We start from the raw sequence: 26,702 nt of genomic DNA on the forward strand, positions 1-26,702 counted from the left end.
AGCGGCAGCGCAGGCCAGGAGCCAGCGCTGGGTCCGCGAGCGGGGACCGCTGGTGTTCCGTGTTGTTGCAGCACCTGGACACACGACTGGACTCCCTGCCGTCGAAAGATGTGCTGAGCCCATGATCCGGCGCAGGGGCCGGGGGCACCAGAGGATTTATGCCCCCGGGCCGCGCCGGAGGTTACTCAATGCCGGGGACCAAGTCCGGCGGATGACCGGAAGCAAGTAGGCGACCAAGTGTCCCTAACAACCAACCAAGTAGGACCGGCCGGAAAGCAAGAAGCCCCTTCCAGAAGACGGGTAGGCGCCACTCGCGCGCTGCTCTTTCGGCGCTTCTAGGCTCCGGAGTACTGGGTGGAGTTAGTCAATTGAATGTTCAGAAACGGGTCTCAGCCATGCGTGAACAAGCGGCACTTCGTGCTTTGTCCGGACATTTTCCTGGTCGCTGTGGGGGCGCGGCCGGGGCATCCCATTTCAAGCGGAAGCGGGCTGCCGGATGGTCCCAGGCTCCCTCCCGGCGACGGTCGCGGACCCGACGCGCGTGGGCGATCTTCGTGGCGTCATCGCTCGCCCTGGCCGGGCTATCCGTCAGCGGTCCGGCCTCTGCCGACGTCGGCACGATCGCGCACGATTTGCTACGGACAGGGTGGGACAGCAACGAGACTGCGCTTTCGCCGACGTCGGTCGCGTCATCAAATTTCGGCAAGCTTTTTTCCACCGCCGTGGACGGCCAGGTGTACGCCCAGCCGCTCGTGGTGGGCGGCACCGTCATAGCCGCGACGGAGAACAACAACGTCTACGGCCTGGATGGCGGCACCGGAGCGGTGAAGTGGCAGCGCAACCTCGGTCCGGCCTGGCCGGCAGCGACCGTAAGCTGCGGTGACCTCACCCCCAACATCGGAGTCACGTCCACTCCGGTCTTCGACGCCGCGACCAACAGCGTCTTCCTGATGGCGAAGACGAACGACGGAGCGACGCCGCAGCTCCCGCACTGGTACATGCATTCGCTGGACAGGGTCACGGGGGCCGAGAGGCCAGGGTTCCCGGTGCTCATCAACGGCGCGCCCACTAACGACCCGACACGGCCGTTCAACGCGATGACTGCGATGCAGCGGCCCGGGCTTCTCCTGCTGGATGGCGTGGTCTACGCCGGTTTCGCCAGCCACTGCGACTGGGCACCGTTTGTCGGCTACGTCGTCGGGGTGTCCACCGCAGGCCGGCAGACCACGATGTGGGCCACCGAGTCCGGCAACAGCAGTGCGGAGGGCGGAATCTGGCAATCCGGCGGCGGCCTGGTCTCCGACGGCACCGGCCAGATCCTGTTTTCCACCGGGAACGGGATTTCCCCTAAGCCGGGACCGGGCAAGACCCCTCCGGCGACCCTCGCAGAGTCAGTCGTTCGGGTCAGCGTCGGAGCCGACGGAAACCTCAAGGCCACGGACTTCTTCAGCCCGGCCAACAACGCCAAGTTGGATCAGAACGATGCCGACCTGGGTTCCGGTGCCCCGATCGCCATCCCCACCGGCTACGGCACCACGGCCCACCCTCGCCTGATGGTCCAGGTCGGCAAGGACGGCCGGGTCTACCTGCTGGACCGGGACAACCTGGGCGGTATGGGGCAGGGGAGCGGCGGAACGGACGCCGTCCTCGACGGCGCCGGGCCGTACAGTGGCGTCTGGGGCAGGCCCGCGTTCCTCGGGACCACAAACGGCGGGTACATCTACACCGTGGAGAACAAGGGCTACCTTCGTGCGCACAAGCTGTTGGCCAGCAGTACCGGCGGCATCCAGCTGGCCTCCGTCGGTACGTCCATTGGCACCTTCGGGTACACCTCCGGGGCGCCCACGGTGACCTCCAACGGTACAAACGCCTCCACCGCCCTGGTCTGGGCCGTGTACGTAACGGGACCCACCGGTACCGGCGCGGAACTCCGTGCCTACCGCGCAATGCCGGACAGCACCGGTAAGCTTCAGCAGGTTTTCGCGGCCCCGCTGGGCACCGCCGCCAAGTTTTCCACGGTTGCCACTGACAACGGGCGCGTCTACGTGGGAACCCGGGACGGGCACGTGATCGGCTTCGGTGCCCCGACGACCTCAGCGGTTGGGGCGACAAACACGGACCTGGGAACCGCCGCGGTAGGCACCTCCGTGAAAGGGAACCTGATCATCACCGCCAGCAGGGCTGTTACGGTCAGTTCCGTCGCAGCACCTGCGCCGTTCGGGATCGAGGCCCTCACACTGCCCCGGACGCTTGCCAAAGGCGGAACCATGACGGTCCCGGTCACCTTCTCGCCGACCGTAGCCGGACAGGTCGACGGGACGTTGACCGTCAAAACCTCCGACGGCGAGACGGACCTTCTGGGGGTTCACGGCGTCGGCACCAAGGACGGACTGGGGGCAACGCCGCCCACCCTGGTATTCACCGACGTGCCGACCCAGACCAGCAGTCGCCAGACCGTAAACGTGGTCAACACCGGCACGAGCGTCGCCACGATCACCGGCGTCACCTTGCCGGGCAACGCCCAGCTTGCGGTCGACCCGGCCACGCTGCCGGCCGTGGGACAGAAGATTCAACCCCTTACTTCCGTTCCGGTGTCCGTCACCTTCAGTCCGACGACGGCAACCCCGGTGGCTGATCAGCTCCTCATCACGAGCGACCGAGGATCACTCACGGTACCGGTGACGGCGACCGCCGTGTCGGGCGTAGCGCATCTGCAGCTGCCGGCATCCCTGGACTTTGGTGATGTGCCTGCCGGCGCTGCGGCCACCCGGGATTTCACCATTACTAACACTGGCAACATCCCCCTGACGATCACCAAGGCCAAGGCGCCGGAGGGTGTATTCTCCACCACCGTTCCAATCTCGGAAGGCCTGGTGATCCCGCCTGGAGAGTCCGCACATCAGAGCGTGACGTTCAAGCCGACGGTGGTCGGTCAGGCCGGAACCGCCGACACCTACTATCTGCTGACCGCGGACGACGGCCAAGGAGCACAGAAAGTAATGCTCACCGGAATGGGCGTCGACGATCCCATCGGCCTGAAGGCGTACCAGACCAATGCCGGTGACCCGCGGTCTGTCCTCGGCAGGTCGCTGACCTTGGAGTACCCGGTGGGGGCAGGGAAATGCCAGGACTACACCAAGGGCGTGATCTGCTGGTCCCCGTCCACCGGGGCCCATTGGGTCGCAGGCGCGATCTATGCCCGCTACAAGGCCGCGGGCGGCGCTGCCGGTGTCCTGGGGTTCCCCACCACCGACCAGCTGACAACCCCGGACACGATCGGGCGGTATGAACACTTCGCCGGCTCCGGCGGGGCATCCATTTACTGGACGCCAAGCACCGGGGCGCACCTCATCACGGGCGCGGTCCGTGCCAAGTGGTCGGCCCTGGGCAGGGAACGGGGACTGCTGGGCTATCCGACGTCGGACGAGGCGCGCACCCCTGATGGCGTGGGACGTTACAGCCACTTCACAGGTTCGGGGGGTTCATCGATCTACTGGACGCCAAGCACCGGGGCGCACTTCATCACGGGCGCGGTCCGTGCCAAGTGGTCGGCCCTGGGCAGGGAACGGGGGCTGCTGGGCTATCCGACGTCAGACGAGACGCGCACCCCCGATGGCGTGGGGCGTTACAGCCACTTCACAGGCTCGGGCGGTGCATCGATCTACTGGTCGGCGAAGACCGGGTCGCACTACGTCCTCGGTGCGATCCGTGCCAAGTGGACGGCCCTCGGCAGGGAAAGGGGACGTCTGGGATATCCGACCCGGGACGAGTACGCAGTGTCCGTGGGCCGGGCTTCGGACTTCCAGCACGGGCGGTTGACCTGGAATAGCTCAACCAGACTGGTGACCGGCTAGCGCGTGCGGGCCCCCGGGCCCCAGCGGTCCGCGTAGGACACTGCGCTCGCCGACGGTTTCCCGCGGGAGGACGCAGCTGCTTAGGCCAAGCCGGCCCCCGCACGACAGAATGGATCCATGAGCGAGGCCGGTGACTTCATTGACGCGGCGCTGCTGCGTGAGAGCTCGTGGCAGCGGGCCGAGGAAGCGCAGGCGCGATACGGCCCGGCCCTGGGGAGCTATGGCTCCTCGGTTGGCGCCGTCCGCGGCACTGTCCGCGACGCGCTGCGCCGGTACCGGTCACTAGGCCGCGACGATGTCACCGCCCTCAGCTCGGAGTTGTGGGAGGTGCCCGTCTTCGAACGCCGCCTTGCCGCCATCGTCCTGCTGCAGTCCAGCCTGGCCCTGCTGGACAATTCGGACCTGACCCGGATCGAGGGTTTCCTGCGGACTGCGCGCCTGCGCGAGCTGGCCGATCCGCTGGCGACCGACGTCGTCGGGCCGCTGATTGCGGGACTGGACGGCCAAAACCGTTCCCGCGCGGAAACCGTGCTGGGCCGCTGGCTGCAGGACCCGGACGATTGGCTGCGGCGGGCGGCCCTGATGGCGCCGCTCCGCGAGCTACGGGCCGGGGGAGGGGACTGGGACCGTTACCGGCGCCAGGCCGGGCTGGCGGAGTCGGGCACCCCGGACGACGCCGGTCTGGTGAGGGAGGCGATCGCTGCCGTCACCTCCGGGATGGCGAAGTAGCGCTACTTGCCGGGCCGGCGCTCCACGACGGCATACGCCTTTCCGTCGAGGAACTGCCAGTCGGTCACCACCATAAAACCGAGCGCGTCCACGCGGTCATTCAGGACGTGGATATCGAAGCCGCCGTCGCGCGGTTCCGCGTCCCACGTGGCTACGTGGATTTCCTTTCCCTCGAGAACCAGCAGCTCTGTGTTGACGTCGAAATCCTCCTGCGGCTGATCGCTGAGCTGGCAAATTGCGACACAGTGGCTGTTCATAACGGGGCCTCCGCTCGGGGAATGCTGGGTGCCCTCATCCTATGGCTGGCAGGTAGCAGCGTCCTAGGCTTTCTTCCGCGCCAGGACACGGATCCGTTATCTGAATGTGACATTCCCGCCCGGGCCCGTTACCGTAGATGGGTGCCTGTTTGTTTCCGATACGGGCGCTCCCGAGCCGATTGCCTAACTCTGCCGCGGCCTGGGATCCGAATGCAACCTTTCTGGCAGAGACGGGGAAACCACTTTTGACCTGCAGTTTTAGCAGGTCTTGGGGTGAAGCCGCACAGCGCCCGCATTGACGGGCCCGCGGCCGGGTGCCTCCCATCCGAATCCGACAGCTCACCTCGCAGGCATTGGGAGAGGCTACAAACATGACTTCAAGCATTACTTCTGCGCGCCATCGTTCCGACGCATCCGCCGGACGGGCCTCAGCATTCTCGGGCAAATCAGGCACCATCGGTCGTCAGGCCGCAGTAATCTTCGCAGCCTCCGGCCTCGTCCTCACGAGCGGAATGGCAGCCAATGCAGCCGTTGCCCCGGCCGAAAACAAGACCGGCCCGGCTTCGTCGGTTGACGTCGGCAGCAAGGTCTCCGCGCCGGTTACCGCTGATTCCGCAGTTCAGATCAGCTTCGCCCGCCCGGCAGTCGCTACCACGCCGGCGCCCGTGATCGAGCAGCCCAAGCCCGTCACCGCCCCTGCGGTTGCCGCCGCTCCGGCTGTCGCGCCTGCCCCCGCTCCGGTGCTCGCGCCGGCAGCGCCGCAGGTCAGCGTTCAGGCGAAGGCGGCCGTGGCACCTGCCTCGGCAGCCGGCGGAGCCAACGCCGCGATGCTTTCGGCCGCCTACAGCCAGATCGGCATCACCCAGGACTGCACCGCCATGGTGGAGAAGGCCCTCGGTGCGGCCGGTATCCACGTGGGCGACCTCGGTCCCCAGCAGTTCATGGGCTACGGCAAGGTTGTGGGTGCCCCGCAGCCCGGCGACATGATCGTCCAGTCCGGCCACGTCGCCATCTACGCCGGTGACGGCATGGCCATCAGCGGTGGCATGAACGGCAGCAACCAGACGATCAAGCACCCGCTGTCCTGGCTGACCGCCACGGGTGGCGTGACCTTCGTCCGCGCCAGCGCATAGCAAAAAGCGTAAGAACCTCTTTCCAGGGCCGGTGGTCGGCTGCTAAACGGCAGCTGGCCACCGGCTTTTGTGCACGTTTACGCCGGCCGGTGAGCTCAGCCGGCGTACCGCAGCAGGACGACGCCGTTGCCAAACGCGCGGGTGCCGGCGAGCGTGAGCGCGGTCCTGTCGTCTGCTGACTTGAACAAGGGATTCCCCCGCCCGATCAGCACCGGGTGGACATAAATCCAGTACTCGTCAATGAGCCCGAGCCGGCGGAAGGTATCGGCGAGGTCGGCCCCGCCCAGTGCCAAGTCGCCGCCGGGCTGCGCCTTCAGTGCCAGCACGTCATCGGCGACGACGTCGCGCACCACCGTAGTGTTCCAGTCGGCCCGTTCCAGCGTCCTGGAGTAGACAATCTTCGGCATGTCCCGCCAAATTTTGGCGAACTCGACCATAGCCGGTGTACTGGACGGATCCTGGTCCGCCGTCGGCCAGAAGTCGGCCATCAGTTCGTAGGTCACGCGGCCGTCCAGGAAGGCGCCCATAGAGGCCAGTTGCTCGTTGAAGTGGCTGTGGAGCTCCTCGTCCACCATGTGCCAGTCAATCTCTCCGTTCGGCCCCTCGAAAAAACCGTCGAGGGAGACCTGGAGGGCCAGAATGATCTTTCGCATGGGCCAGAGCCTACGCCCGGACGAAGCGTTGCGGGAAGGCGGCGCTCGTCCCCGGTGAGCGGCAACATCCTGCCGTTTTGGACTCCAAGCTCGTGCCGTAGGCTCGCGACAAAAGAATTTCGGCAGTATGTTGCCGAATGGGCAATATTCGGGCACTATTAGGAGAGTCCTGCTGAGGGATCGGCAAAATGATGCCGATATGGCGAAGCCGGGACATCAGACCGCGGCATGGTGTGCGCGCAGCGAAGGGGAGTGCCAGTGAGCGACGTGGCGGCGATTGCCGAGGGGATCCGCCGGACCCGCAAGGAGGCCGGACTGACCCAGGAGGACCTGGCGCACCTGGCCGGCACCTCGGAGCGTACCGTCCGCGCCATCGAGACCGGGAGCGGCAACCCGTCGCTGCAGGCTGTGGTGGCGGTGGCGAACGTGCTCGGCCTGAAACTCGCGGTGGGCTGATGCCGGCCGAACTCCAGGACCTGAGGTTCGTCAGGGCGGCCGACGTCTACAAGAACGGCCGCCTGGCCGGCCACCTCGCACGGACCGGCACCGGGGGAGTGCGGTTCTCCTACCGGCCCGACTACCTCGCAGGCGGCCACCCCGCCGTCGCCATCTCCCTGCCCCCGTCCGAGGTGGCAGTGGAAGCCCCCGCCGGGGCGCTGCCCGCCTTCTTTGCCGGACTCCTCCCCGAGGGCCACCGGCTCACCGTGCTGAAGAACGCCACCAAAACGAGTTTCGACGACGAGTTGACCCTGCTGCTCGCCGTCGGGGCGGACGTTCCCGGCGACGTGCAGGTGGTTCCGGCCGGAGAGCCCCCGGCGGAACCGGCGGCCCTGGCCGATACCTCACGGCCCGAAGAACTGGATTTCTCCTTCCTCGCCAACACCGTGGACCTGCACGGCATCCCGGGGGTACAGCGCAAGACCAGCGCCTCCATGCTGACCACTCCGCTGGCCCTGCGGGGACACCGCTACCTGCTGAAACTCGATCCGCCGGAACACCCGCACCTGGTGGAAAACGAGGCCGCCCACCTGAAAGGTGCGAAGGCGCTGAAGATCGCCGTCGCAAAAAGCTCCGTCATTGCCGACCGGAACGGCCTGCCCGGACTCCTCGTCGAAAGGTTTGACCGGGTCAAGACGGCCGACGGCGCATGGCACCGGCTGCCGCTCGAAGACGGCACCCAGGTGCTGGGCCTCCCGCCGGCGTCCAAGTACGGCGTGGCGTCGGAGGATGTTGCGGCCGCGCTGGCCCGGATGTGCAAGGCGCCGGTGGTTGCCAGCCGCAACCTGTACCTCCAGTTCCTCTTCGCGTGGCTGACCGGAAACGGCGACCTTCACGCCAAGAACCTGGCCATCCTAGGCGGTCCCGCCGGTTTCGCGATGGCCCCCGTCTACGACGTTCCCTGCACCCTGCTGTACGGGGACGAGACGCTGGCCCTCCCCGTCGCCGGCAAGACCCGGAACCTCAAGGCCAGGCACTGGGCGGAATTCGCGGACACACTCGGGTTGCCGCGCCGGGCCGCGGAGAGCGCCAACCGCACTGCGCTTGCGGCGGCGGACGCCATCCGCCTCGAAGACTTGCCGTTCTCGGGTTCCCCGCTGCGCGGAGCGCAGCGGGAATTGCGGTTCAGGCGCCAGGAGATCAACGCCTGAACCAGGACATGGAAGGTCTAGGCCCGGCCGCGCCCTATTCCGTGCCCTTGGCGAAGGTGGCCGCGCTCAGGAACTCGACCCCGACAAACGGGTCTCCGCCTTCAACCCAGGCGTCGTGGCCCGGGGGAATGGTGTAGGAATCTCCCGCGGCGATGTCGATGCGGCCGCCGTCGGTGGTCTCGACGGTCAGCTTGCCGGACACGCAGAACCCCACGTGGCTGTTCTCGCACGTATCAGTGTGCACCACGGGTTTGATGCATTCGGACCAGCGCCATCCCGGCTCAAAGCTGAATCGGCCGATCGTGTAGTCGCCGACGGACACGATGTCGACCTCGGTCTTGTCCGGACGGCGCTTCTCATCGGGCGAGTTGTGGGACTTCACCTGCAGCTGGGTAACAACATTTGTGGTCATGGCACTCCCTCTTCCCTATCAGGGAATTTAACTGCTTACGGAGCCAAGCGTCCTCGCTTGGCCGCCCGTTGTCGATACACATTTCTTAGAAGCTGGACGAGCTCCCGGAGCCGGAAAAGCTGCCGCCGCTGCCGCCGTATCCTGTGGTGGAACCGCCCCTGGCGGAGCTGACGCTGCTGACGCCGGTGCTGAAACCACTGTTGAAAGTGGGGACCGAGAAGAAGTAATAAGAGGGATACACCGTGCCCAGGATGCTGGGCTCATAGCTGCGCCGTTGCTTCTTGCCGGTCCCCGCCTGGGCCTCCTCCATTTCCTTGCGCATGAGCTTGGCCTCGCGATCGTTCCGGGCGAAGCCGGCGATCACCGTGTCCGCGTGGCTCTTGAGCAGCTCTGAGAGCTCGGTCCTGGCGTCGCGCAGCCGGTCCAGCGCGGTTTCTGGGGTGATGCTGCCGTCGGAAAGTTCCGCGGTCCAGCGTTCTATGTCCCGCTGGCTGCGGTCGCGGAAGGAACGGAGTGCGGCGGCAGTGGCGGAATCGCCCTCACCGTGGCTCTTGGCGAGCATGCCCTCGATCCCCGCCAGGTCGCTGCGGAAGGGGGCGAGCTGCCGGTCCCACGCCGTCGCCCAGATGGACCCGCGGTTCAGCAGTGCGTTCGTGTCGGCGATGACGTCATCCAGGGCATCGAGTTCGGCGGCTGCATCGGCGTACTGCCGGGCCAGCGACAGGCTGGAACGGCGCCCCAGCTGCCGCGGCGTCAGGGCATGCACCTGGTTCGAGAGCCCGGTGGCCGTGTTGTAGCGGCTCAGGAAGGTGCGGTGCTTCTCCAGCACGGTGCTGCCGTACCGCGACGACTCGGGGATGGTGCTGGCATTGAGTTCCGTCACCTGCAGATCCATGCTCACGTTGGCATAGTTCGCGTCGCCGCGGGCGATCTCTTTGCGGCTGCCCACTCGGGTCCGCCAGCGGACCAGCAACCAGGTGCCCGCAGCGGCCACCGCGGCCCCCACAGCGCCCCAGGCCGTGACAAGGAAGGCGGTGGAGCGATACCACGGCTGGTTGATCAGCTCCGCGCCGCGCCGAATGCCCGCAATGGTCCCTTCCGTCCACTGGGCGTCGCGCAGCAGTTCCTTGGCGGCGTCCTGGATGTCAGCGCGCTGCTCGAGGGATACCTTCCGGTCCTCGCCCATGTACGTTCCGACGTGCCGGCCCACCGGATCCAGCGCAAAGATGAAGAGGCCGTCCGCCCATTTCTGCCCGTCCTTGCTGATCCAGTCCGGGTGCTCGGCGCGGGCGAAGCGCAGCACCTCCTCGTTGAGGTTGTCCGCCGCGCTGCCCTTGTACGTGTAGACGGCGACCTTGGTGGGCTCGTAGAACTCGATCTTCTGCACCGCAGGGATCAGCGTGTTGCGGTCCAGGACCCCCGCCCGGTCCTCCACGACGACGTCGGCCGGCGGGACGGCGAGCGCCGCCGGCGCGGCGCCCAGCAGGATGGCCAACGGGGCGATGAGCAGCAGCAGGGCGCCCGCCAGTTTCGGGCCAATGATTTTCCGCATGATCCCCATCGCCTGAGAGTAGTGTCTGCTGCCAGCGTCGTCGAGCCGCGGAGGCGCTGAAAGGGCCTAAAGACACCATGACGGGCCATCGCGGCCCCTCCATACTGACGGCATGAGCCAACCGCCGAACGGCCCCGAACGACCGGCCACAGCACGCAGCGACGGCCCGCGCGGCAAGGATCCGGTTCCGGGACCCGCCGCAGCCGAGGCACCGGTCCCGGAGCGGCACCGGCCCGACCGGGTGCTGCAGGGCATCGTTGCTGCGATCGCCGTGCTGGTGGTGGTCGCGCTGGCCGTGGTCTTTCTTCGCGGGGAGCCGCAGCCGCTGGATGAGTCGTCCCCGGCCGGAGTGGTGCAGCGCTACAGCAGGGCCGTCATCGACGCGGACACCGCCGCCGCGGACGCCTACCTCACCGACGCCGCCCGGTCCCGCTGCGCCAACTTCTACGGCAGTGCCCAGGCCAGCCGGGTGGTCCTGATCTCCACCTCGGAGCGGGGGGACACCGCCACGGTGAAGGTCTCGGTGGTGCACTCGGCGTCGGAGGGGCCGTTCGGCCCCTCCGAATACGCCGAGGAAGCCGTCATCGGCCTGGTGAAGGATGCCGGCAAGTGGATGATCAACGATCTGCCATACAGCCTCCAGACCTGCGCCGGCGGGGTGTTGAAAAAGTGAGCGCCACCAGGGTGCCCACCGGCCCAGCGGCGGGGTCGGCGCAGGCGAAGGTCCGCCGCCTGGTGGTCTTCGTGTTGCTCTTTGCCCTCGTGGTGATCGCCGCCAACGGGCTCAGCGGCCTGCTGGAACGGCTGCTGCGCTCCGGCCAGGTGCTGGCCGGAGAAGGGGTCGCGGGGCTGGCGTTGTCGCTGGCGTTCACGCTGATCGGCGGCCCGCTCGCCGCGCTGCTCTGGTGGTTCGTCTGGCGGCGGCTGGACGAGGAAGCGGAGCGGGCGGCCACGTCGTGGGGTCTTTACGTCGCCGCGGTTTACACGATTTCGCTGATCCTCTTTGTGACGTCCCTGCTGGCGATGGCGGCCTCGTTCATCGCCGACGCGAATCCGGAGTGGCGGTCGCCGCTCTCCGTCGGCCTGGTCTGGGCCTTAGTGTGGGTGTGGCACCGCTGGATGTGGCGGCATCGGGCGCGGAGCCCGCTCGAGCTTGCGAACGTGCCGGCCGTCATCGGCACGTATTTCGGGCTGGGCGTCGGAGTGGGCGCCGCGGTGACGGCCTTTGGCGGCCTGCTGGACGTCGCCATCCGCGGATCGATGGAGCTCACGTCGACCGTTGACCCGTGGTGGCAATCCACCCTGCAGGATCTGGTCTGGGCGGCCGGCGGGGGCCTGGTTTGGTGGTGGCACTGGGTCCGGGGTGGTGCGCGCCGGCTCCGGGGCGGGTTCGCCGATGTGGGGCTTGTCGTCGTCGGTGTGCTGGCGGCGGGCCTTCTCGCCCTGGGCGGGGCCGGGACCGTCCTTTTTGTCCTGCTGCGACTGGCGTTTGACCGGCAGGACGCCCTGATGGAATTGCTTGCGCCCCTCGGCGTCGCGATCGCGTCGGCCGCCGTCGGCTCGCTGGTCTGGCGCTATTACCGGACCATTGCGGTCAGCCGCGCCGAACGGACCCGTCAGGCAGGGGCGCTGGTGACCTCGGGTGTGGCCCTGGCGGCTGCCGCCACCGGCGTCGGCGTGATCGTGAACGCGGCCCTCTCCATCGCGGTGTCGCCGTTGGCCGGAGGCAACGCCCGCACCCTGCTGCTCGGCGGCATCAGTTCCCTCGCCGTGGGCGGCTGCGTCTGGTGGCTTGCGTGGCGGCCGGCGAGGCAGCACCGGCTTGAAGGCGCTGTCCCGCTCGGGCGGCGCGTCTATCTCATCGCGGTGTTTGGCCTCAGCGCCGTGGTGGCCCTGATTGCCCTCCTGGTGGTCGGTTACCGCGTCTTCGAATATTTTCTGGGCGACGTAACCGGCGGCAGCCTGGTGGACCGGATCCGCGCACCGCTGGGCCTGCTGGTGGCCACGGGCCTGGCCGCCGGCTACCACTTTGCCGTCTGGCGGCAGGACAGGTCCCGGCCGGCAGCCGCGGGGCTCGGCCGGAAACGGACGATTGGGCACGTGATCCTTGTGGCCGGCCCCGACCCGGAGCCGCTGCGCCGCGCCCTCGAGGAGCTCACGGGGGCCGCGGTTACTGTCTGGATCCGGGACGACATCGCCGTGCCCGTACCGGCGGCCGCCGTGCCTGCCGCCGGCGTGCCTGACGCCGGCGCGCCCGGCGTCGGCCTGTCCGAGGCCGGCGTGTCCGCGGGGGATCCCGGCGGCCGGCTGGCCGAGGCCCTCGCCGGGGTAAGCGCCAAGCGCGTGCTCGTGATCACGGGTCCCGGCGGCAGCGTGGACGTCATACCGCTGCGCGGCTGAGCCGGTTGCGGGCAGCCGGCGACACCGCCCGGCGGGTCTCTGGCCGGTCCTCCAGGGTTAGCAGTAGCCTGTCGATTAGCGGCCGCCCGGCCGTGGTTATCGACGAAGAAGTCGGGGTGCGACATGGCTGGAAAATTCGAAGTGTACAAGGACAAGTCCGGTGGGTTCCGGTTCCGGCTCAAGGCTGCCAACGGCGAGGTAGTGGCGTCTTCGCAGAGCTACAAGTCCAAGGCCAGCGCCATGGGCGGAGTCGAATCCGTCAAGAAGAACGCCGGGGCCGACGTCGTTGACCTCACCGAAGAGCCCGCAGGCAGCATCACCGGGGTAGCCGGCTAGGCCAGGACCCGCCGGCCCGGATCACGGAAGTCCGAATTCCCTGCGGTAGGAACGGACGGCGTTGTGCACCGTGGGAAAAAAGTGGTCCGGGCCGAACCGGCTGCTGACGCCGAAGCGGATGAGCCGGTCCTTGATCGGCCCCTTCATCTCGGCGAACACCAGGCTGATGCCTTTCCGGGCGAGTTCGTCGTCGAGTTCCACGAGGTCATCCAGGGCAGTCGTGTCGAGGTCCGTGATGGCCTCCGACGCCACCACCACCCACCGTACGGGTCCGGGGGCCTGCGCCACGAGCGTGCGGATGTGCTCGGCGAACACCGCGCCGTTGGCGAAAAACAGCGGGGCGTCGAAGCGGGCAATCACCAGCCCCGGCACCCGGTGGCCTTCCGGGTGCCGGCTGAGGTCGTGGTAGCCGGGCAGGTCCTCAACACTGGCCAGCTCCGTGCGGTAAGGGTCCCAGGCGCGCAGGACGAAAGCGATCAGGGACAGGCCGATTGCGACCAGGATGCCCTCGAGGACACCCACGAAGGCGACGCCGAGGAACGTCGTGACGAGCAGCGCCGTTTCGGTCCGGCTCATCCTGATCAGCCGCACGAGGGTCTTGACGTCAACGATCGAGGCCGCCGCAAGGATCACGACGGCGGCCAGGGTGCTGGAGGGCAGGAACGCCGTGATCCCGGGCGCGGAGATCATGAACAGCACCACAAGGGCTGCCGCGATGACGCCGCTGAGCGGACTGCGCGCCCCGGCCTCAAGCGCGATCGGGGTGCGGGACGCGCTGCCGGAAACCGGAAAACCGCCGAACAGTCCGCAGGCCGCATTGGCGAAGCCGAGTGCGCCCATTTCCTGGTTCCCATTCACGCGGGTGCCGCGCCGGCGCGCGAGGCTCGTCGAGAGCACTGAGGTGTCCGCGAAGGCGATCAGTGCGATGCCGGCCGCGGGCCCCAGCAGGGCAAGGACTTCCTCCGGCCGGACGCTGCCAAGCGCGGGCACCGAAGGCTCTGCCGGGAGGGCGCCAACCACCGGAACGGCCCCGCCCAGCCCGGCCGCGGCGGTGACAGCCATGGAAGCCAGCACCGCCAGCAGCACACCGGGGACTTTCCACGGTAGCCCCCGGCAGCCGAGGATGACCGCGATGGTGCCGGCGCCGAACAACAGTGCCAGCGGATTAGCGGCGCCCTGGAGCAGTGCCCGCCCCGTACCGCCAAGGCTGCCGGCGAGTGAACCGGCGTCGGCCGGGATGCCGAACAGCTTGGGCAGCTGGCTGGCGATTACGACGAGCGCTATGCCGTTCAGGTAGCCCACGCGGATGGGCTTGGACAGCAGGCCGGTGACAAAACCGAGTTTGAGGAACCGGCCAACGATCAGCATCGCCCCTATCAGCAGCGAAAGCACCCCGGCCAGGGCCACGGCGTGGCCGGACGCCCCGCCCGCCAGTGGGAGGATCGCCGCGGCGATCATCGGTGCGAGGGAGGAGTCCGGCCCGACGATCAACACCCGCGAGGGGCCGAACACGGCGTACGCGAGCAGGGGAACCACCGAGGCGTAGAGACCGGTGACGGCGGGCAGGCCCGAGGCCTCGGCGTAGGCCATGCCGGCCGGGATCAATGCCGCGCTCAGGGCCGCGCCCGAAGCCAGGTCGGACTTCAGCCAGGAGCGCCGGTAGCCGAGGACAATCTTGAGGCCGGGCGGCACACTTCCGATCCAGCGGCGGCGCACGGCGGCCGGCTCAGTTCCAGGCCGGTGACGAGCGGGCGCGCTTCATGCTCGATTCTACGTCGGCCGGCCGGCCGGACCCCCCCCTAAACGCAGCTTGGCTGGTAGGCGGGGTCGGCCGGCTGACCGGCCGGGCGCCCGAGCGCGTTGGAGACGAGCCGCTGAACGACCGGATCGTTGGGCGTCTGGTCGTGCTCAATCACATCCGCCGGGCACTTGTCCTGGATGGTGATGTTGGTGACCTGCTGCGCTGACCCGGCCAGGAACTGGCTCTGATACGGCGTCACCACCTCATCGTGCGTCGTTGAGATGACCGTGTATGCCGGCCCCGCCACGGTATCCCCGATCGAGTTCAGCTTGGCCAGGAACGGCGAGCCCGCCTGCTGGTCAGCGCAGGCCTGGCAGTTGGAGCCGCCCAGGGAGGTAGCGGGCGGCACGGAGTCCGGCGCCGGAGCTATCAGCCCCTGGGTGCCGTGGTTGGACGGGGCGATGCCGACCAGGTGGTTGACCTTTTCCGCGCCGTCCAGGAATCCCATGTAGTAACGAGGCATCATGCCGCCCTGGCTGTGTCCCACCAGGTCGGCCTTCTTCGCCCCGGTCGAGGCCAGTACGGCGTCGACAAACGGGGCAAGCTGCGCCGCGGAGTCGGCGATCGGGCCGGTGGCGTCGATGCCGTTGGTCGAACCGTAGTTGAGCGCGTAGACGCAGTAGCCCTCACTCTTGAGGGCCGGCGCCATGGTCGCCCAGTTCTTTGCCATGCTTTCGAAGGTGCCGGGTACCAGAATCACCGGGTAGGGATGCGCCGTCGTGGGCTTGCACGACCAGTCGTTTGCACCGGGAGGGGAGACGTCGACGGTGTCGGCGTTAGCCGCGGGTGCAGCCGCCAGGGATCCGCAGAGGAGGGCGATTGCACCCACCGCGGCGGACATGGCCTTGGCGCGCTTGGTTCGGGCAGATGTGCTGGGCTGGGACACGGAAGTACCTCTTCGATTGGGCCCCTCGGCACTGAGGGGTCTGTGTAGATGGAGGTGAGTTAGGGACCGCCCCCCTTGTGATCCGGCTCACGTCCACCCCTTCACGCTAGATAGCTCTTCCCGACGTGCGGACTTTTCTGCACGTTTGTGCAGCGGTTTCTCGCCGCATGAGGGTACTTCCCGGTAACAGGACAGCGCGGCTGCACATATGCGCCTTTCCGGCCCTGGCCCAGTGCCGCTGGCTGCTACTGCTCTTGCCGTCTCCGGCTTCAGTCTCCGGTTTTCAAAGGTTGGGCGAAGGTCTTGGCCGCCTGCGATCCGGCCAGGCTGCTGGCGGCTATGGTCACCAAGGCGCCGAGGAGCAGGGCGGCGTCCTCGCCGGGCAGCAGCACGTTCAGCTGCGTGCCGATGCTGGCAGCTGCCACCGGCACCCCCAGCTGGGCCGCCGAGAGAACGCCCAGCGGAAGGGGAAGTCCGACCACTCTCAGGCCGGCATGGAGCAGCACCGTCCCGGTCCCCAGGGAGAGTCCCAGGACCACCATGTCCGGGTGGCCGGCGAGATCGCGCAGATTCAGGGACGCGCCCAGCCAGACAAAGAAAATCGGGCCGAGAAATCCGTCGCTGACGGCGAAAAGCTGGCGGGCCAGGCGCCTCGGTTCGCCGACGGCGGCCACCACCAGACCGAACGAGAAGCCTGCCAGCATCACGGAGACATGGCCGAAGTTGGCCACTCCGGCCAGCGCGAAAAGCAGGGTCAGCTGGATTCGCAGCTCCAGGGCAAATTTGCGCTCCTCGGAGAGCCGGTGCATGCGCTGCCGGGTGCCGCTCCGCTCCAGGGCGCGCAACGCGAAGAAGAGCGCCATGGCCGCGACCCCCACCGCGAGCGCCCCCAGCGCGGCGCGGCCGGCGTTCGGCGGATCCACGGCCAGTGGCAGCGCGACGATGCAGGCGATGTCGGCAATCGCAACCTGGGCCGTCATTGCCACCACCTTCGGTCCGCCCAGGCGCAGGGAGTCGACGATCGGGAGGACCAGTGCGGCTGACGATGACGCCAGGAGCACCACATAGAGCGGAGCATGGCCGGTACCGAAGGCCAGGCCCATGCCGGTTCCGATGACCACGGCCGCGCCGGCAGCCACCGCGGCCCTGCCCGATCCCTTTCCCAAGGCGGAGCGGATCTGTGGGTCCCTGACGGGCACATGCGTTCCGGCCACGAACATCATCAGCGCAAAGCCGATGTTTGCCAGCAGACTGAAGGTGGGATCACCCGGATCGACCAGCGAGAGCCCCGTTCGGCCGATCACGACGCCGGCCAGCAGCTCGCCCAGGACCACCGGCAGGCGCCAGCGGACCGGCAGTGCGAGCACGGGCCCGGCGAGGGCGACGACGGCGATCAGCGCCAGGGACAGGAACGTCACCGTGGACGCAACCCGGCGGGCGGCGCTGACGGCGCAAGCGCCCCCGGCACCTGTGCGGCGGGCGCCTGTGCCGCCGGTTCAGGCAGCCAGATGACGGAAGCCGCCGCGGCCCTCATTCTGGGGTGTTTCGCCATGGAATGAGACTAGTCCGTCGGGGGTCCGGCGCCCCCGAATGAGACGCCAGCGCCCCGGCGTCAGCGCCCGGCGGCGGGAAGGACGATCTTCATGACGGTTCCTTCGGCCCCGGTGCGGGCCACCTCAACCGTGCCGCCGGCGGCCATGGCAATCTCACGGACCAGGGACAAACCGATACCGAAGCTGCGCTGGCTTCGGGCACCGTCGGCGTTGGGGGTCCTGACGAAGCGCTCGAAGATCCGGTCCTGCTCGACGCCGCTGATCCCGGTCCCCGTGTCTGCGACGGTAATGACGGCCCGGTCCTGCTCCGCACCCGTTGAAATGGTGATGCGCCCGCCGGGCGGCGTGTGGGCGAGGGCGTTGTCCGCGAGCGCCAGTACCGCGCGTCGCAGGGCGTTCTGCTCAATCCTGGCCTGTGGCCGGCCGAGAGCGGCGAAGTCCAGTCGCACCCCGTTCGCCGACGCCAGCTGCTGGAGGCTCTCAGCGACGGAAGCGGCGACTTCGGCCAGTTCGACGGGCTCCGCGCCGGGATCGGGTGCCGCGGCCGTAGCGGCCAGCAGCAGTTCGTTGACGATTCCGGTCAGCGTGGCCGCGTCCTCGCGGATCCGGGCCAGGTTCCGGCCCTGCTGGGAGTCCGGCGCGGCATCGCGCTGCGCGAGCTGGATCCTAGTGTCCAGGATGGCCAGCGGCGTGCGCAGTTCGTGGCTGGCGTCCTGGACGAAGCGGCGCTGCAGGGCCAGCGCCTCGCCCAGCGGGCGGATGGCGCTGCGGGCACTGAGCCAGCCCACGAGGCCGGCGAGTGCGATTCCGGCCACCCCGGCGATGATCATCGCCTCCAGCAGGTCCCTGGAATCCAGGTAGGCGTAAGTCCCGGCAGCCGCGGCGGGCGGCAACTCCGGATGGGCCAGTTTGTTCATGAGATATACGGCGGCGACGGCGAGGAGGCAGACCACCATCACCGCGCAGGCGGCGCTGATCCGCACCGCCACCTTGAGCGAGGCCCTGCGAAGGGTGGACTGGTCCGGCGTTCCCCCCGGCACGGTTTCCTTGGTCATTGGCTTCCTAGTCATTGGCGTCGCCGATCTGGTAGCCGACGCCGTGGACGGTGCGGATGACGGTCTTGGCGATCTTCCGGCGCAGGTGGTGGACGTAGGTGTCGATCACGCCGGGCTGGTCGGTGGCGTGGAAGAAGCCTGCAAGCAGTTCGTCACGGGTGAAGACCCTGCCGGGCTCGGCGGCGAGTGCCCCGAGCACCTCGGCCTCCTTCGCGGTGAGGGACACCTGGCCTCCGTACACAGAGCGGACCGAGCGCGACGCCGGATCGAGTTCCCAGTCGCCGATGCTCACCGGGCCGGCGGGCCGGGCGAAGGTGCGCGTCAGCGCGCGCAGCCGTGCCGCCAGTTCGCCGGCGTCGAACGGCTTGGTGACGTAATCGTTGGCGCCGGCGTCGAGCCCCCGGACCTTTTCGTCCGGGTCGCCCAGCGCCGTCAGAATCAGGATCGGCGCGGCGATGCCCTTGGACCGCAAGGCAGCGATCACGCTGATCCCGTCCATCACGGGCAGTCCCCGGTCGATGACCATGACGTCCCAGGGCTCCGTCAGCCCCAGATGCAGGCCGTCCTGGCCGTTGGCGACCAGCCGGACCCGGTAGTCCGGTTCCAGCAGCTCGGCGATCATCGGGCCCAGGACGGGGTCATCCTCGACGAGCAGCAGGGACGGCCGGTCAGCGGTGGTCATGGAGCCTATTCTTCCGTGGCGGTCTTCCCGGCCAGCACGCCCCCGGCCGTGTCGTGTCCAGTTCCGTCTACACCGGCTGCTTCGTCCGGAGCGGCCGCAGCAGCGGTGCGGCGGTTGCTCCGCCGGCGCTTGAGGAACTGGATCACCCAGGGCACCACCGAGACGAGGACCATGACAACGGCGATGACGTCGATGTTCTTGGCGATGATCTCGTAGTGTCCCAGCCAGGTGCCCAGCAAAGTCACGGACGTGGCCCACGCGAGGGCTCCGACGATGTTCCAGAGGGTGAAGGACTTGTACCCATAGCGGCCGATGCCTGCGGTGAGCGGCGCGAAGGTCCTGACCATCGGCACGAAGCGGGCCAGCACGACGGCGGCGCCCCCGTGGCGGCGGAAGAAGTCCTCCGTGGTGGTCAGGTGGGCCGTCTTCAGCACCCTGGCGTCATCCTTGAACCATCTCCGGCCAAAGGTGCGTCCCAGCATGTAGCCAACCTGGTCACCGGCGATGGCGGCCCCGGTCACGACGCCGATCAGCGCCGGCAACGTCAGGTGCAGCTGCTGATGCAGCAGCCCCGCCGTGAAGAGCAGGGAATCGCCGGGCAGGAACGGGAACAGGACCCCGGACTCAACGAACACCATGGCGGCAATGACGCCCAGCGCGGCCGGTCCGAGCCCCGCGAGCAGGCTGGCCGGGTCCAGCAGGGAGGGGGTTCCGGCCGCGGCGGCCAGGGCAGGGGCCAGTCCCGAAGACAGGATGCTGTGCACGGTCACGTCCTTAGGGTCGGTGTGAAGGGAGGAATGGGGCGGCCGGCAGGCGCTCCACGATCCGGGGCGCGAACCGGTTCCACAGTCCGGTGAGCAGGACCACCGCGGCACTCGCGGCCAGGAAGCTGGCCGCGACGTCGGTGGGGTAGTGGACGCCGACATAGAGCCTCGACCAGGCCACGACCAGCGCCATGGCCGCACCCGCGACGGCGGCGGCCTTGGACCAGCGGGTTCCGCGGGCCAGGAAATACAGGGCGAAGGCGAGCGCGACGGCGAAGGAGACGTGGCCCGAGGGGAAGCTGTTGGAGCCCGTCTCCGGCGCCAGCGGGTCGAAGAGCAGCTTCGGATCCGGCCGTTGCCGGGCGATGAGGAGCTTGAAGGCTTCGCTGGCCACCCAGCCGGAGCAGGCGACCAAGCCAAAGGCCACGGCCTTGACCAGGTCACGGCGGACCAGCCAGAGGTAAACGGAGACGACGCCGACCAGCATGAGCCCTACCAGCGGACCGAACAATACGTTGATGCCCATCGCGACGGCGGTCAGCGCCGCGCCGTGGTGCCGGCTGAGACCCTGGTCCACGCCCAGCTCGGCGGAGGTTTCGCCGGGCACCAGCTGCACCGCCAGGCCCAGCGCGATGACGGCCGCGCACAGCAGCGCGCCCACCACCAGCCAGTGCCTGGCCTGGGGGAGGGTCCAAAAACCTGGTCCGGCAGCGGCCCGATTGTCGGGCAGGCGGGACGGTGCAGTGCGGTCGTCAGTGGCGGGCCCAGTCATGGAATCCTTCGGCTCGAGTCGGCGGCGCGCGGTCACGCGTCCTGATCAACTCTTCCGCGGGGCTCTTAAGAAACGCTTAAGAACTGGCCGCGGGTGTCCTAGGACCCGGCGTTGTAGACGTCCAGGCCGAAGCGGTTCAGGCCCGGTGTCCCGGCATAGCCCAGGTAGGGCAGCCCGAAGGTGTCTTCGATGCTGGCGAGCAGGCTGTAGTGGTTGTACGGCGTGGTGGACCAGGTGCCGCCCTTGGTGAACGGCGAGAGGACCAGGGCACCGACCCGGCCTCCGCCCATGCCGGTGATGCCCGGCAGCGGCGCATTCGGCCCGGGGCCTTCGCCGCAGCAGGCGCTGGCGTCGCTCTGCGGCCCGTCGGACTCGTCGAAGGTGATGACCAGGACCCCGTCCTGCTTGAACGCGGGGGAGGAGGTGATGGCCGGAACCCATTGCTTGAGCCACTCGTCGGCGCTGGCGAGGCCGCCCGGCTGCCCGTCCACGCACGGGGAATCGTGTCCGTCGTGGCAGAGGTTGGGAGTGATCATGGACAGGTTCGGGGTGGTGGCGGCGGAGGCGAGGTCCGTCTTCAGGGCGGCCAGGTCGACGTCGTTCGTGGCGCAGTCGGGCGAGCCGGTGATCCCGGCGAAGTATACGAACGGGTTGTGGCGCGCCGCGTACTGGTCGCCAACCTTGGCTTTCTGGGTGTCATCGACGGCGCCGAGCGCCGGGTGCCGGCACGGGGTGCCCATGTCCTCCATGTACCCCTTCCAGGTCTTCCCGGCGGCCGTCAGCTGGCCGGCGACGGTGGGGACGCTGGCCGGGAAGACGCAGCCGTCCCCGACGGCCTGGCCCGGGCTGGCCGTTCCGCTGCCGGCAAAGGGGGTGTAGCTCTGGCAGTCGGCTTGCATCTGGGGGTTCGGTCCCTGCCCCGAAATCTGCGCCACGTAGTTGGGCTGCGAGTTGTGCGCGGTTCCGAAGTACTGGTTCAGCAGGACTCCCTGGCTGCGCAGCGTCTGGGAGAGATACGGTGCTGCCGACGCCGGGCCCCAGGTCTTGTCGTAGCCCTTGTTTTCAAGGTTGATGACGAAGACGTGCTGGGCCCCGGGCAGGTAGCCCTGGCCGGCGGTGGTGCCGGCCGGGGCAGCGTTGGCCGGCGTGGCCGCCGTGCCGGCCTGGGGGCCGTAGCTGAGCGCCGCGGCGGCCAGTACGAGCAGCGCGGCGGCGGCGAAGCGCTTGAGCGTACGGCGGCTACGCGGCCGGGGTGCGGATGCGGTAGGGGTGGTGGGGTTCACGGGAGCTTCCATCCGTCGGCGAGTGCTTTCTCTTTCAGTCCGGACCATTCCTCGGCCGGCGGCGGGCCGACGGGGGTGCAGGCCGGTCCGGCCACGAAGGGCGGGACAAGGTACTTGGGCGCGGCCAGGTTTGCCGGTGTGGCGAAGTCCAGGACTTCGGCGATGTTGCGGGCGGCCCTGTCCCGCGGCGTCAGTGGCGGGAGGTTCCAGCGCCATTCGATGGCCTTGAGGACCGAGGTGTGGTCGTAGACGTCGTGGGCGACGTAGCGGCGTCGTGCGCGGGGCGAGACCACCAGGGAGGGGACCCGGAAGCCGCGCAGGGCCGTGGCGGCACTGGTGTCCGGGGCCGTCGTCGGTGCTACGTGGTCGTAGAAGCCGCCCCATTCGTCGTAGTTGACCACCAGCAGGGTGTTGGCCCAGCCGGGACCGGAGGTGACCGCGTTGTAAACCTCGGCCAGGAACGTTTCGCCGGAGCGGATGTCCGCGTGCGGATGGTCATCGCCCGAGGTGCCGGAGCCCTCGTCGGTGAACCGCGGGTCCACGAAGGACACCGCGGGCAGGGTCCCGGCGGAGCAGTCCGTAAGGAACTCGGAGTAATGGTGCGAGATGCCCTGGTATTTGGCCCCCCAGAGCGCGGTGAAGGGGATGTCGCCGTAGTAGTACTTGCCGGATACCCCTGCGGCGGCGAGCCGGTCCCAGATGGTCGGCAGGGTGCTGGTGACCGTGGAGTTATGGACCCGGTCGGTGGCTGCGGCGTGCTGGTAGAACCGGTTGGGGTAGGTCTCTGCCATGGTCGCGGCGAAGTACTGGTCGCAGACCGTCCAGTCGGGGCCGGCCTGCCGCCAGAAGTCCAGGTCGGCGGCGTCGTAGTATCCGACGGCGAACTCGTCGTTCTCCCCGGCCTGGAGCCAGCCGTTGTTCTTCCCGTTGTTGAACTGGATCCGGCCGCCCTCGTAGGAGTGGTCAGGGTCCGGGTGGCCGCAGCCCTGGAAGTCTGTCAGGTGGTGGGTGGAGTGCGGGATGCCGTAGCGGTCGGTGAAGCTCAGCCCGGACTGTTTCCCGTCGGCCCCCGGCATCCAGCCGAGGAAGTGGTCGAAGGAGCGGTTCTCCATCATCACCACGATGATGTGGTCGATGCCGGAGGCACCGGGTGCAGGCAGCGTCGCCGCGGCTGCGGCCCGGGAAGCGTTGCCGGTGGCCAGGGCCGTGGCGGTGCTGGCGGCCAGGGCCGTGCCGGCGGCGGTCATGAAGTTACGTCGTGTTAAGTTCACGCCCAGAAGTAGATCACGGAAAGGTTACGGCCCCGGCCCGTTTCGGGGCTGGTTCACGAACTGTTCACCGTGTGTTGGCGGTCCGGTACCGCCGCGGAAATCCGGGCAGGACCCCGGACTTCCGCCGGGCAACGGTCAGGATGGCGCGGTTCCGCCTGGCATCCCGGGCGCGTTCTGGCCGTACTCGGCCGAGATCAGGATGGGCAGGTGGTCGGAGGCGCCGCGCGGCAGCGTTTCGACGTTCTCGATCATGAGGCCCTGGGACGTGGCGAAGTCGAAGTGGCCCTTGAAGACCTTGTACCGGGTGTACGTCCGCCGGTCGCTGAGGGAGAGCTCGTAGCCGGCGTCCTTCATCTGTTCCGTGAGGTACTTGGTGAAGAACGGGTAGTTGAAGTCGCCCACCATGAGTGTCATCAGCCCGCCGCCCATGCTGAGCAGTTCCGCGTGCGCGGCGTGGATCTGGTTCCGGCGCAGCGAGTTCGACGCCGTCAGGGGCGCCGCGTGGAAAGAGGCGATGACGAGGTCGTGGTCCGTCTCGTTGTCGACCACCCGGGTGCCGATGAGCCGCTCGTGCGCGGGTGCCAGCACCCGGTCATGCATCGACTTCTTCAGGGCGAACGTCTTGGTCTCGTACGCGGTGAAACGGTCCTTGCGGTAGTAGATGGCCAGGCCCAGCCGGTTGCCTCTCGTGGCATCCGCGAGGTGCAGGTCGCCGATGGTTTCGGGCAGGTCTTCGGTGTCGCACTCCTGGAGGCAGAGCGCATCGATCTCATAGCCGCTGGCCAAAGCCTCCAGTTCGCCGCTGGCCTTGTGTTTGCGGAGGTTGTAGCTGATAACTCGGATCAGGGGGAGCACCTCTTCGCGCAATAGTCGGGGTAAACCTGCTCCCGAGTCTACCCAGTCCGGCGGATCGGACGGGACCAGACTGGCCGGGTGACTGCCCGGGCCGCTCCGTGGAACCGCCGCCGCAATGGCGCGCTGAAGCGGTGGTGGCCCGAGGCGATAAGGTGGTTGGGATTCTCTGATTGTTGCTGCGAAAGGGTCGACGTTGACTGCTGAACTACCCGTGCTGGCCGAGGGCGATTTCTACTACGAGGTGCTGGGGGACGGGCGTTTCCGCTCCACCATCCACGCCCAGGGCGCTTGGAACGTGCACGAACAGCACATGGCGCCGGCGTCCGGCATCATGGCCGATTGCCTGGCCCGGCACGAACCGCGGGACGACATGCGGATGGCGCGGATCAGCTACGAGATCCTGGGCCTCATCCCCGGCGGCGAATTTGAGGTCACCACCACCACGTTGCGCCCGGGCCGGACCATTGAACTGCTGCAGGCCGAACTCGTGGCCGGCGGCCGCGTGGCGATCCGGGCGACGGCGTGGCGCATGATCACCTCCGACACCTCGGCCATTGCCGCCTTCGAAGACCCGAGGATCCCGGCACCGGACGACTGTGAGCCCTATGACGCCGCAACGGTCTGGCCGGGCGGGTACATCGCCTCGCTCAAGATGCGCATCGCCGAGGGCCACCGCGCCGGCTCCGGGACCGTCTGGCTGCACACCGACCACCCGCTCACGGACCGGGCGGACAGCAGCGACCTGGCCCGTCTGATCGGCCTCGTGGACACAGCCAACGGGATTGCCGCACGGGTTCCGCCGGGCAGGGGCAGCTATGCATTTCCCAACTTGGACCTGCAGATCCACATGTACCGGCGCCCGGAGGGGGAGTGGCTGGGCCTGGACAACGAGGTGTCCTTCGGCACGGACGGCATCGGCCTGACCTCCACGGTGCTGCACGATCTGCAGGGCCCCTTCGGGCGGGCCGAGCAGATCCTGACGCTGCGCAAAAGCTAGTCGAGTGCCCCGGCAGGGAAACTGTCCGGTCAGTGGAAGACGAGCCAGCCGACGGTTGTGGCCAGGCCGGTCAGGAACGCGCCCCAAAGGATGTCCGCCACGACGATCGCCAGCGGCCAGTTCTTCAGCGTCGCGGCGTTGGTGAGGTCGTAAGTGGCGTAGGCGAACCCGCCGAGGGCGGCGCCGTATCCCAGCGCGGTCAGCCAGCTGCCGCCGTCGAGGGCCGGGCGGAGGGCGAAGAAGACGATCCCGGCAATGTAGAGCACGTAGAACACCACGGCGTACCCTAGATGGGGTTTGTCGGCCATCAGGTGGCCCAGGTGCCGGCGGTAGAACTTGTTCATCGACTTGAGCCAGACGGCGTCGATGACGGCGAACGCGGCGGCTACCACTAGGAATTGCAGAATGACCATAAGGGAGCATAACAACATGCAGCAGGCCGCGGCCGGACCCCGGAGCCTGACGGCGTTCCGGCAGGAGCACTCCCTCGGCGCCGCGGAGGATCTGGACCTCGCCTTGGAGCTGCTGCAGCGGGTGAAGACCGGCGCGGTGGGACCCATGCTGCGGCTTTACCGGCCCGCGCCCACCGTGGCCTTCGGTCAGCGTGACACGCACCTGCCGGGCTTCGACGCCGCGGCGCGGGCCTGCCGCGAGCTCGGGTTCGAGCCGTTGGTCCGGAAGGCAGGCGGACGGGCTGCCGCGTACCACGGGGGAACGCTGGTGATCGACCATCTCGAGCCGGACGCCGATGCGATCGCGGGCGCGAAGGGACGCTTTTCCTTCTTCGGCGAACTGCTGGCGCAGGCACTGCGCGACGCCGGGGTGGAGGCCGCCGTCGGGGAGATCCCCGGCGAATACTGCCCCGGCGAGTTCAGCGTGCACGGCCAGGACCCGCTGGCTCCTGAGCGCCGGCTCAAACTCATTGGCACCGCCCAGCGCGTGGTCTCCGGCGGCTGGCTGTTCAGCTCGGTGATCATCGTGGAGAACTCAGCGCCGATCAAGGCCGTGCTCGAGGCCAGCTACGCGGCCCTGGGCCTGGACTGGGACCCTGCGACGGCGGGGGCGGTCAACGATCTTGTCCCGCACCTGGGCGTGGACGCTATCGAGGCCGCCGTGCTGGGCGCGTACGGCCGCTACGCCACCCTGGCCTACGGCGACTTCGACAGCCTGCTGGATTAGCCTGGGGCGCGCGCCGCGAGGAGTTGCTCGCGCAGGATGTCGGCGTGCCCGCAGTGCTGGGCGAGTTCCCGGAGCATGTGCAGATACACCCACCGCAGCGGGAGCGGCCCGCGCCGGTTTCCGGTGACCAGGTCGTCCAGCCCCAGCGGCCGGGTCCTTTCGCGCGACCCAGCGCAGGCCAGCCGGTACGCGGCCTGGACGCTTGCGATGGTGTCGCCGTCGTCCAGGATGAAGGACTCGTCCGGGGTGGCAGGTATGCCGATCTCCTGGCGGCTACGGCGCGTGATGGCTTCGTCGAACCAGACCTTTTCCACGAACGTGGCGTGCTTGACCAGCCCCAGCAGCGTGGTGCGCGAGGGGACCAGGGAGGCCCGGGCCTCGTGCTCGCTCATCCCATCCAGGCAGTCGTGCAGTGAGGTCCGGTGCTCGTCCAGGAAGGCGTCGAACTGCGCCCGAAGGTCGGCCGCGAAGATGCCGGGATCCATGCTGGGGAATGTGCTCATGGGTCCACAGCCTAATACCCTGCCGCCGGGCGCCCGCAGGCCTGCCCTTACCGCATCCACCCCCACCATGGGCTGGCCCCGTCCGCGACTTCGGACAGGGCCAGCCCATGACGGAACACCGGGACG

At 68.4% G+C, this 26,702-nt stretch carries 26 protein-coding genes and 1 riboswitch; of the genes, 10 read left to right on the forward strand and 16 right to left on the reverse strand.

Annotation, left to right across the window (positions count from 1 at the left end):
* Positions 1–554 precede the first annotated feature (554 nt).
* Together AC1DB8_RS05625 and AC1DB8_RS05630 are read left to right on the forward strand one after the other, a co-directional pair.
* Complete coding sequence (locus AC1DB8_RS05625) at positions 555–3,854, forward strand: Ig-like domain-containing protein (protein WP_476892431.1); 3,300 nt, start codon at positions 555–557, stop codon at positions 3,852–3,854.
* Positions 3,855–3,971: 117 nt separating this feature from the next.
* Positions 3,972–4,583 carry a DNA alkylation repair protein gene (locus tag AC1DB8_RS05630; RefSeq protein WP_476892432.1) on the forward strand — a complete coding sequence of 204 codons (612 nt, stop codon included), beginning with the start codon at positions 3,972–3,974 and terminating at the stop codon, positions 4,581–4,583.
* Between the two features lie 2 nt (positions 4,584–4,585).
* Here the strand turns inward: AC1DB8_RS05630 and AC1DB8_RS05635 are convergent, their stop codons facing one another.
* A complete protein-coding gene (locus tag AC1DB8_RS05635; protein WP_175320975.1) occupies positions 4,586–4,840 on the reverse strand; it encodes a hypothetical protein in 255 nt (84 codons plus the stop codon).
* A gap of 201 nt (positions 4,841–5,041) precedes the next feature.
* Positions 5,042–5,207, forward strand: a riboswitch (cyclic di-AMP (ydaO/yuaA leader).
* 4 nt (positions 5,208–5,211) lie between these two features.
* Here AC1DB8_RS05635 and AC1DB8_RS05640 point away from each other — a divergent pair.
* On the forward strand, positions 5,212–5,973 hold the full coding sequence (locus tag AC1DB8_RS05640; RefSeq protein ID WP_476892433.1) for a hypothetical protein: 762 nt from the start codon (positions 5,212–5,214) through the stop codon (positions 5,971–5,973).
* A 95-nt stretch (positions 5,974–6,068) separates the two neighbouring features.
* Here AC1DB8_RS05640 and AC1DB8_RS05645 read toward each other — a convergent pair whose 3' ends face one another.
* Complete coding sequence (locus AC1DB8_RS05645) at positions 6,069–6,626, reverse strand: dihydrofolate reductase family protein (protein ID WP_476892434.1); 558 nt, start codon at positions 6,624–6,626, stop codon at positions 6,069–6,071.
* Between the two features lie 258 nt (positions 6,627–6,884).
* On the opposite strand from AC1DB8_RS05645, the gene AC1DB8_RS05650 reads away from it, so the two are divergent.
* Together AC1DB8_RS05650 and AC1DB8_RS05655 are read left to right on the forward strand one after the other, a co-directional pair.
* The gene (locus AC1DB8_RS05650) at positions 6,885–7,082 is read left to right on the forward strand and encodes a helix-turn-helix transcriptional regulator (protein ID WP_349627135.1); all 198 of its coding nucleotides are present in this window, start codon (positions 6,885–6,887) and stop codon (positions 7,080–7,082) included.
* Positions 7,082–8,275, forward strand: coding sequence for a type II toxin-antitoxin system HipA family toxin (locus tag AC1DB8_RS05655; protein WP_476892435.1), 1,194 nt, complete (start codon positions 7,082–7,084; stop codon positions 8,273–8,275). Before AC1DB8_RS05650 ends, AC1DB8_RS05655 begins: the two co-directional genes overlap by 1 nt.
* Before the next feature lie 34 nt (positions 8,276–8,309).
* On the opposite strand, the gene AC1DB8_RS05660 is transcribed toward AC1DB8_RS05655, so the two are convergent.
* Both AC1DB8_RS05660 and AC1DB8_RS05665 read right to left on the reverse strand, forming a co-directional pair.
* Positions 8,310–8,687: a cupin domain-containing protein gene (locus AC1DB8_RS05660; RefSeq protein ID WP_441417654.1), complete on the reverse strand. Its 378-nt coding sequence runs from the start codon at positions 8,685–8,687 to the stop codon at positions 8,310–8,312.
* Positions 8,688–8,772: 85 nt separating this feature from the next.
* The gene (locus AC1DB8_RS05665; RefSeq protein ID WP_476892436.1) at positions 8,773–10,248 is read right to left on the reverse strand and encodes a DUF5129 domain-containing protein; all 1,476 of its coding nucleotides are present in this window, start codon (positions 10,246–10,248) and stop codon (positions 8,773–8,775) included.
* A 103-nt stretch (positions 10,249–10,351) separates the two neighbouring features.
* Here AC1DB8_RS05665 and AC1DB8_RS05670 point away from each other — a divergent pair, with 103 nt between their 5' ends.
* The 3 genes from AC1DB8_RS05670 (at position 10,352) to AC1DB8_RS05680 (ending at position 12,975) form a co-directional block, all read left to right on the forward strand.
* Complete coding sequence (locus AC1DB8_RS05670) at positions 10,352–10,912, forward strand: LpqB family beta-propeller domain-containing protein (RefSeq protein ID WP_441417656.1); 561 nt, start codon at positions 10,352–10,354, stop codon at positions 10,910–10,912.
* Positions 10,909–12,639 (forward strand): DUF5671 domain-containing protein, encoded by a 1,731-nt coding sequence (locus AC1DB8_RS05675; RefSeq protein WP_441417657.1) that lies wholly within the window; start codon positions 10,909–10,911, stop codon positions 12,637–12,639. Before AC1DB8_RS05670 ends, AC1DB8_RS05675 begins: the two co-directional genes overlap by 4 nt.
* A 123-nt stretch (positions 12,640–12,762) precedes the next feature.
* Positions 12,763–12,975, forward strand: coding sequence for a YegP family protein (locus AC1DB8_RS05680; RefSeq protein WP_441417658.1), 213 nt, complete (start codon positions 12,763–12,765; stop codon positions 12,973–12,975).
* 21 nt (positions 12,976–12,996) lie between these two features.
* Here the strand turns inward: AC1DB8_RS05680 and AC1DB8_RS05685 are convergent, their stop codons facing one another.
* The 10 genes from AC1DB8_RS05685 to AC1DB8_RS05730 form a co-directional block, all read right to left on the reverse strand.
* On the reverse strand, positions 12,997–14,667 hold the full coding sequence (locus tag AC1DB8_RS05685; protein ID WP_441417659.1) for a SulP family inorganic anion transporter: 1,671 nt from the start codon (positions 14,665–14,667) through the stop codon (positions 12,997–12,999).
* A gap of 107 nt (positions 14,668–14,774) precedes the next feature.
* Complete coding sequence (locus AC1DB8_RS05690; RefSeq protein WP_441417874.1) at positions 14,775–15,617, reverse strand: esterase/lipase family protein; 843 nt, start codon at positions 15,615–15,617, stop codon at positions 14,775–14,777.
* 314 nt (positions 15,618–15,931) lie between these two features.
* Positions 15,932–17,080: a cation:proton antiporter gene (locus AC1DB8_RS05695; RefSeq protein WP_476892437.1), complete on the reverse strand. Its 1,149-nt coding sequence runs from the start codon at positions 17,078–17,080 to the stop codon at positions 15,932–15,934.
* 194 nt (positions 17,081–17,274) lie between these two features.
* Positions 17,275–18,270 carry a sensor histidine kinase gene (locus tag AC1DB8_RS05700; RefSeq protein WP_476892438.1) on the reverse strand — a complete coding sequence of 332 codons (996 nt, stop codon included), beginning with the start codon at positions 18,268–18,270 and terminating at the stop codon, positions 17,275–17,277.
* 7 nt (positions 18,271–18,277) lie between these two features.
* Entirely contained in the window at positions 18,278–18,952 is a 675-nt protein-coding gene (locus tag AC1DB8_RS05705; protein WP_476892439.1) for a response regulator transcription factor, read from the reverse strand.
* A 5-nt stretch (positions 18,953–18,957) separates the two neighbouring features.
* Positions 18,958–19,716 (reverse strand): DedA family protein, encoded by a 759-nt coding sequence (locus tag AC1DB8_RS05710; protein ID WP_476892440.1) that lies wholly within the window; start codon positions 19,714–19,716, stop codon positions 18,958–18,960.
* 10 nt (positions 19,717–19,726) lie between these two features.
* On the reverse strand, positions 19,727–20,488 hold the full coding sequence (locus AC1DB8_RS05715; RefSeq protein ID WP_476892441.1) for a phosphatase PAP2 family protein: 762 nt from the start codon (positions 20,486–20,488) through the stop codon (positions 19,727–19,729).
* Positions 20,489–20,586: 98 nt separating this feature from the next.
* The gene (locus AC1DB8_RS05720; RefSeq protein ID WP_476892442.1) at positions 20,587–21,771 is read right to left on the reverse strand and encodes an alkaline phosphatase family protein; all 1,185 of its coding nucleotides are present in this window, start codon (positions 21,769–21,771) and stop codon (positions 20,587–20,589) included.
* On the reverse strand, positions 21,768–23,042 hold the full coding sequence (locus tag AC1DB8_RS05725; RefSeq protein ID WP_441417666.1) for an alkaline phosphatase family protein: 1,275 nt from the start codon (positions 23,040–23,042) through the stop codon (positions 21,768–21,770). The genes AC1DB8_RS05720 and AC1DB8_RS05725 overlap by 4 nt, the downstream gene beginning before the upstream one ends.
* 135 nt (positions 23,043–23,177) lie before the next feature.
* On the reverse strand, positions 23,178–23,885 hold the full coding sequence (locus AC1DB8_RS05730; RefSeq protein ID WP_476892674.1) for an endonuclease/exonuclease/phosphatase family protein: 708 nt from the start codon (positions 23,883–23,885) through the stop codon (positions 23,178–23,180).
* Positions 23,886–24,090: 205 nt separating this feature from the next.
* Here AC1DB8_RS05730 and AC1DB8_RS05735 point away from each other — a divergent pair, with 205 nt between their 5' ends.
* The gene (locus AC1DB8_RS05735) at positions 24,091–24,894 is read left to right on the forward strand and encodes a thioesterase family protein (protein ID WP_476892443.1); all 804 of its coding nucleotides are present in this window, start codon (positions 24,091–24,093) and stop codon (positions 24,892–24,894) included.
* A 29-nt stretch (positions 24,895–24,923) separates the two neighbouring features.
* Here the strand turns inward: AC1DB8_RS05735 and AC1DB8_RS05740 are convergent, their stop codons facing one another.
* Entirely contained in the window at positions 24,924–25,307 is a 384-nt protein-coding gene (locus tag AC1DB8_RS05740; RefSeq protein WP_175320988.1) for a DUF2177 family protein, read from the reverse strand.
* Between the two features lie 16 nt (positions 25,308–25,323).
* On the opposite strand from AC1DB8_RS05740, the gene AC1DB8_RS05745 reads away from it, so the two are divergent.
* On the forward strand, positions 25,324–26,073 hold the full coding sequence (locus AC1DB8_RS05745; protein ID WP_441417876.1) for a lipoate--protein ligase family protein: 750 nt from the start codon (positions 25,324–25,326) through the stop codon (positions 26,071–26,073).
* Here AC1DB8_RS05745 and AC1DB8_RS05750 read toward each other — a convergent pair.
* A complete protein-coding gene (locus AC1DB8_RS05750; RefSeq protein WP_441417668.1) occupies positions 26,070–26,576 on the reverse strand; it encodes a DinB family protein in 507 nt (168 codons plus the stop codon). The genes AC1DB8_RS05745 and AC1DB8_RS05750 overlap by 4 nt on opposite strands.
* Between the last annotated feature and the right edge of the window lie 126 nt (positions 26,577–26,702).

This window comes from Arthrobacter sp. 10N410, assembly GCF_056394945.1.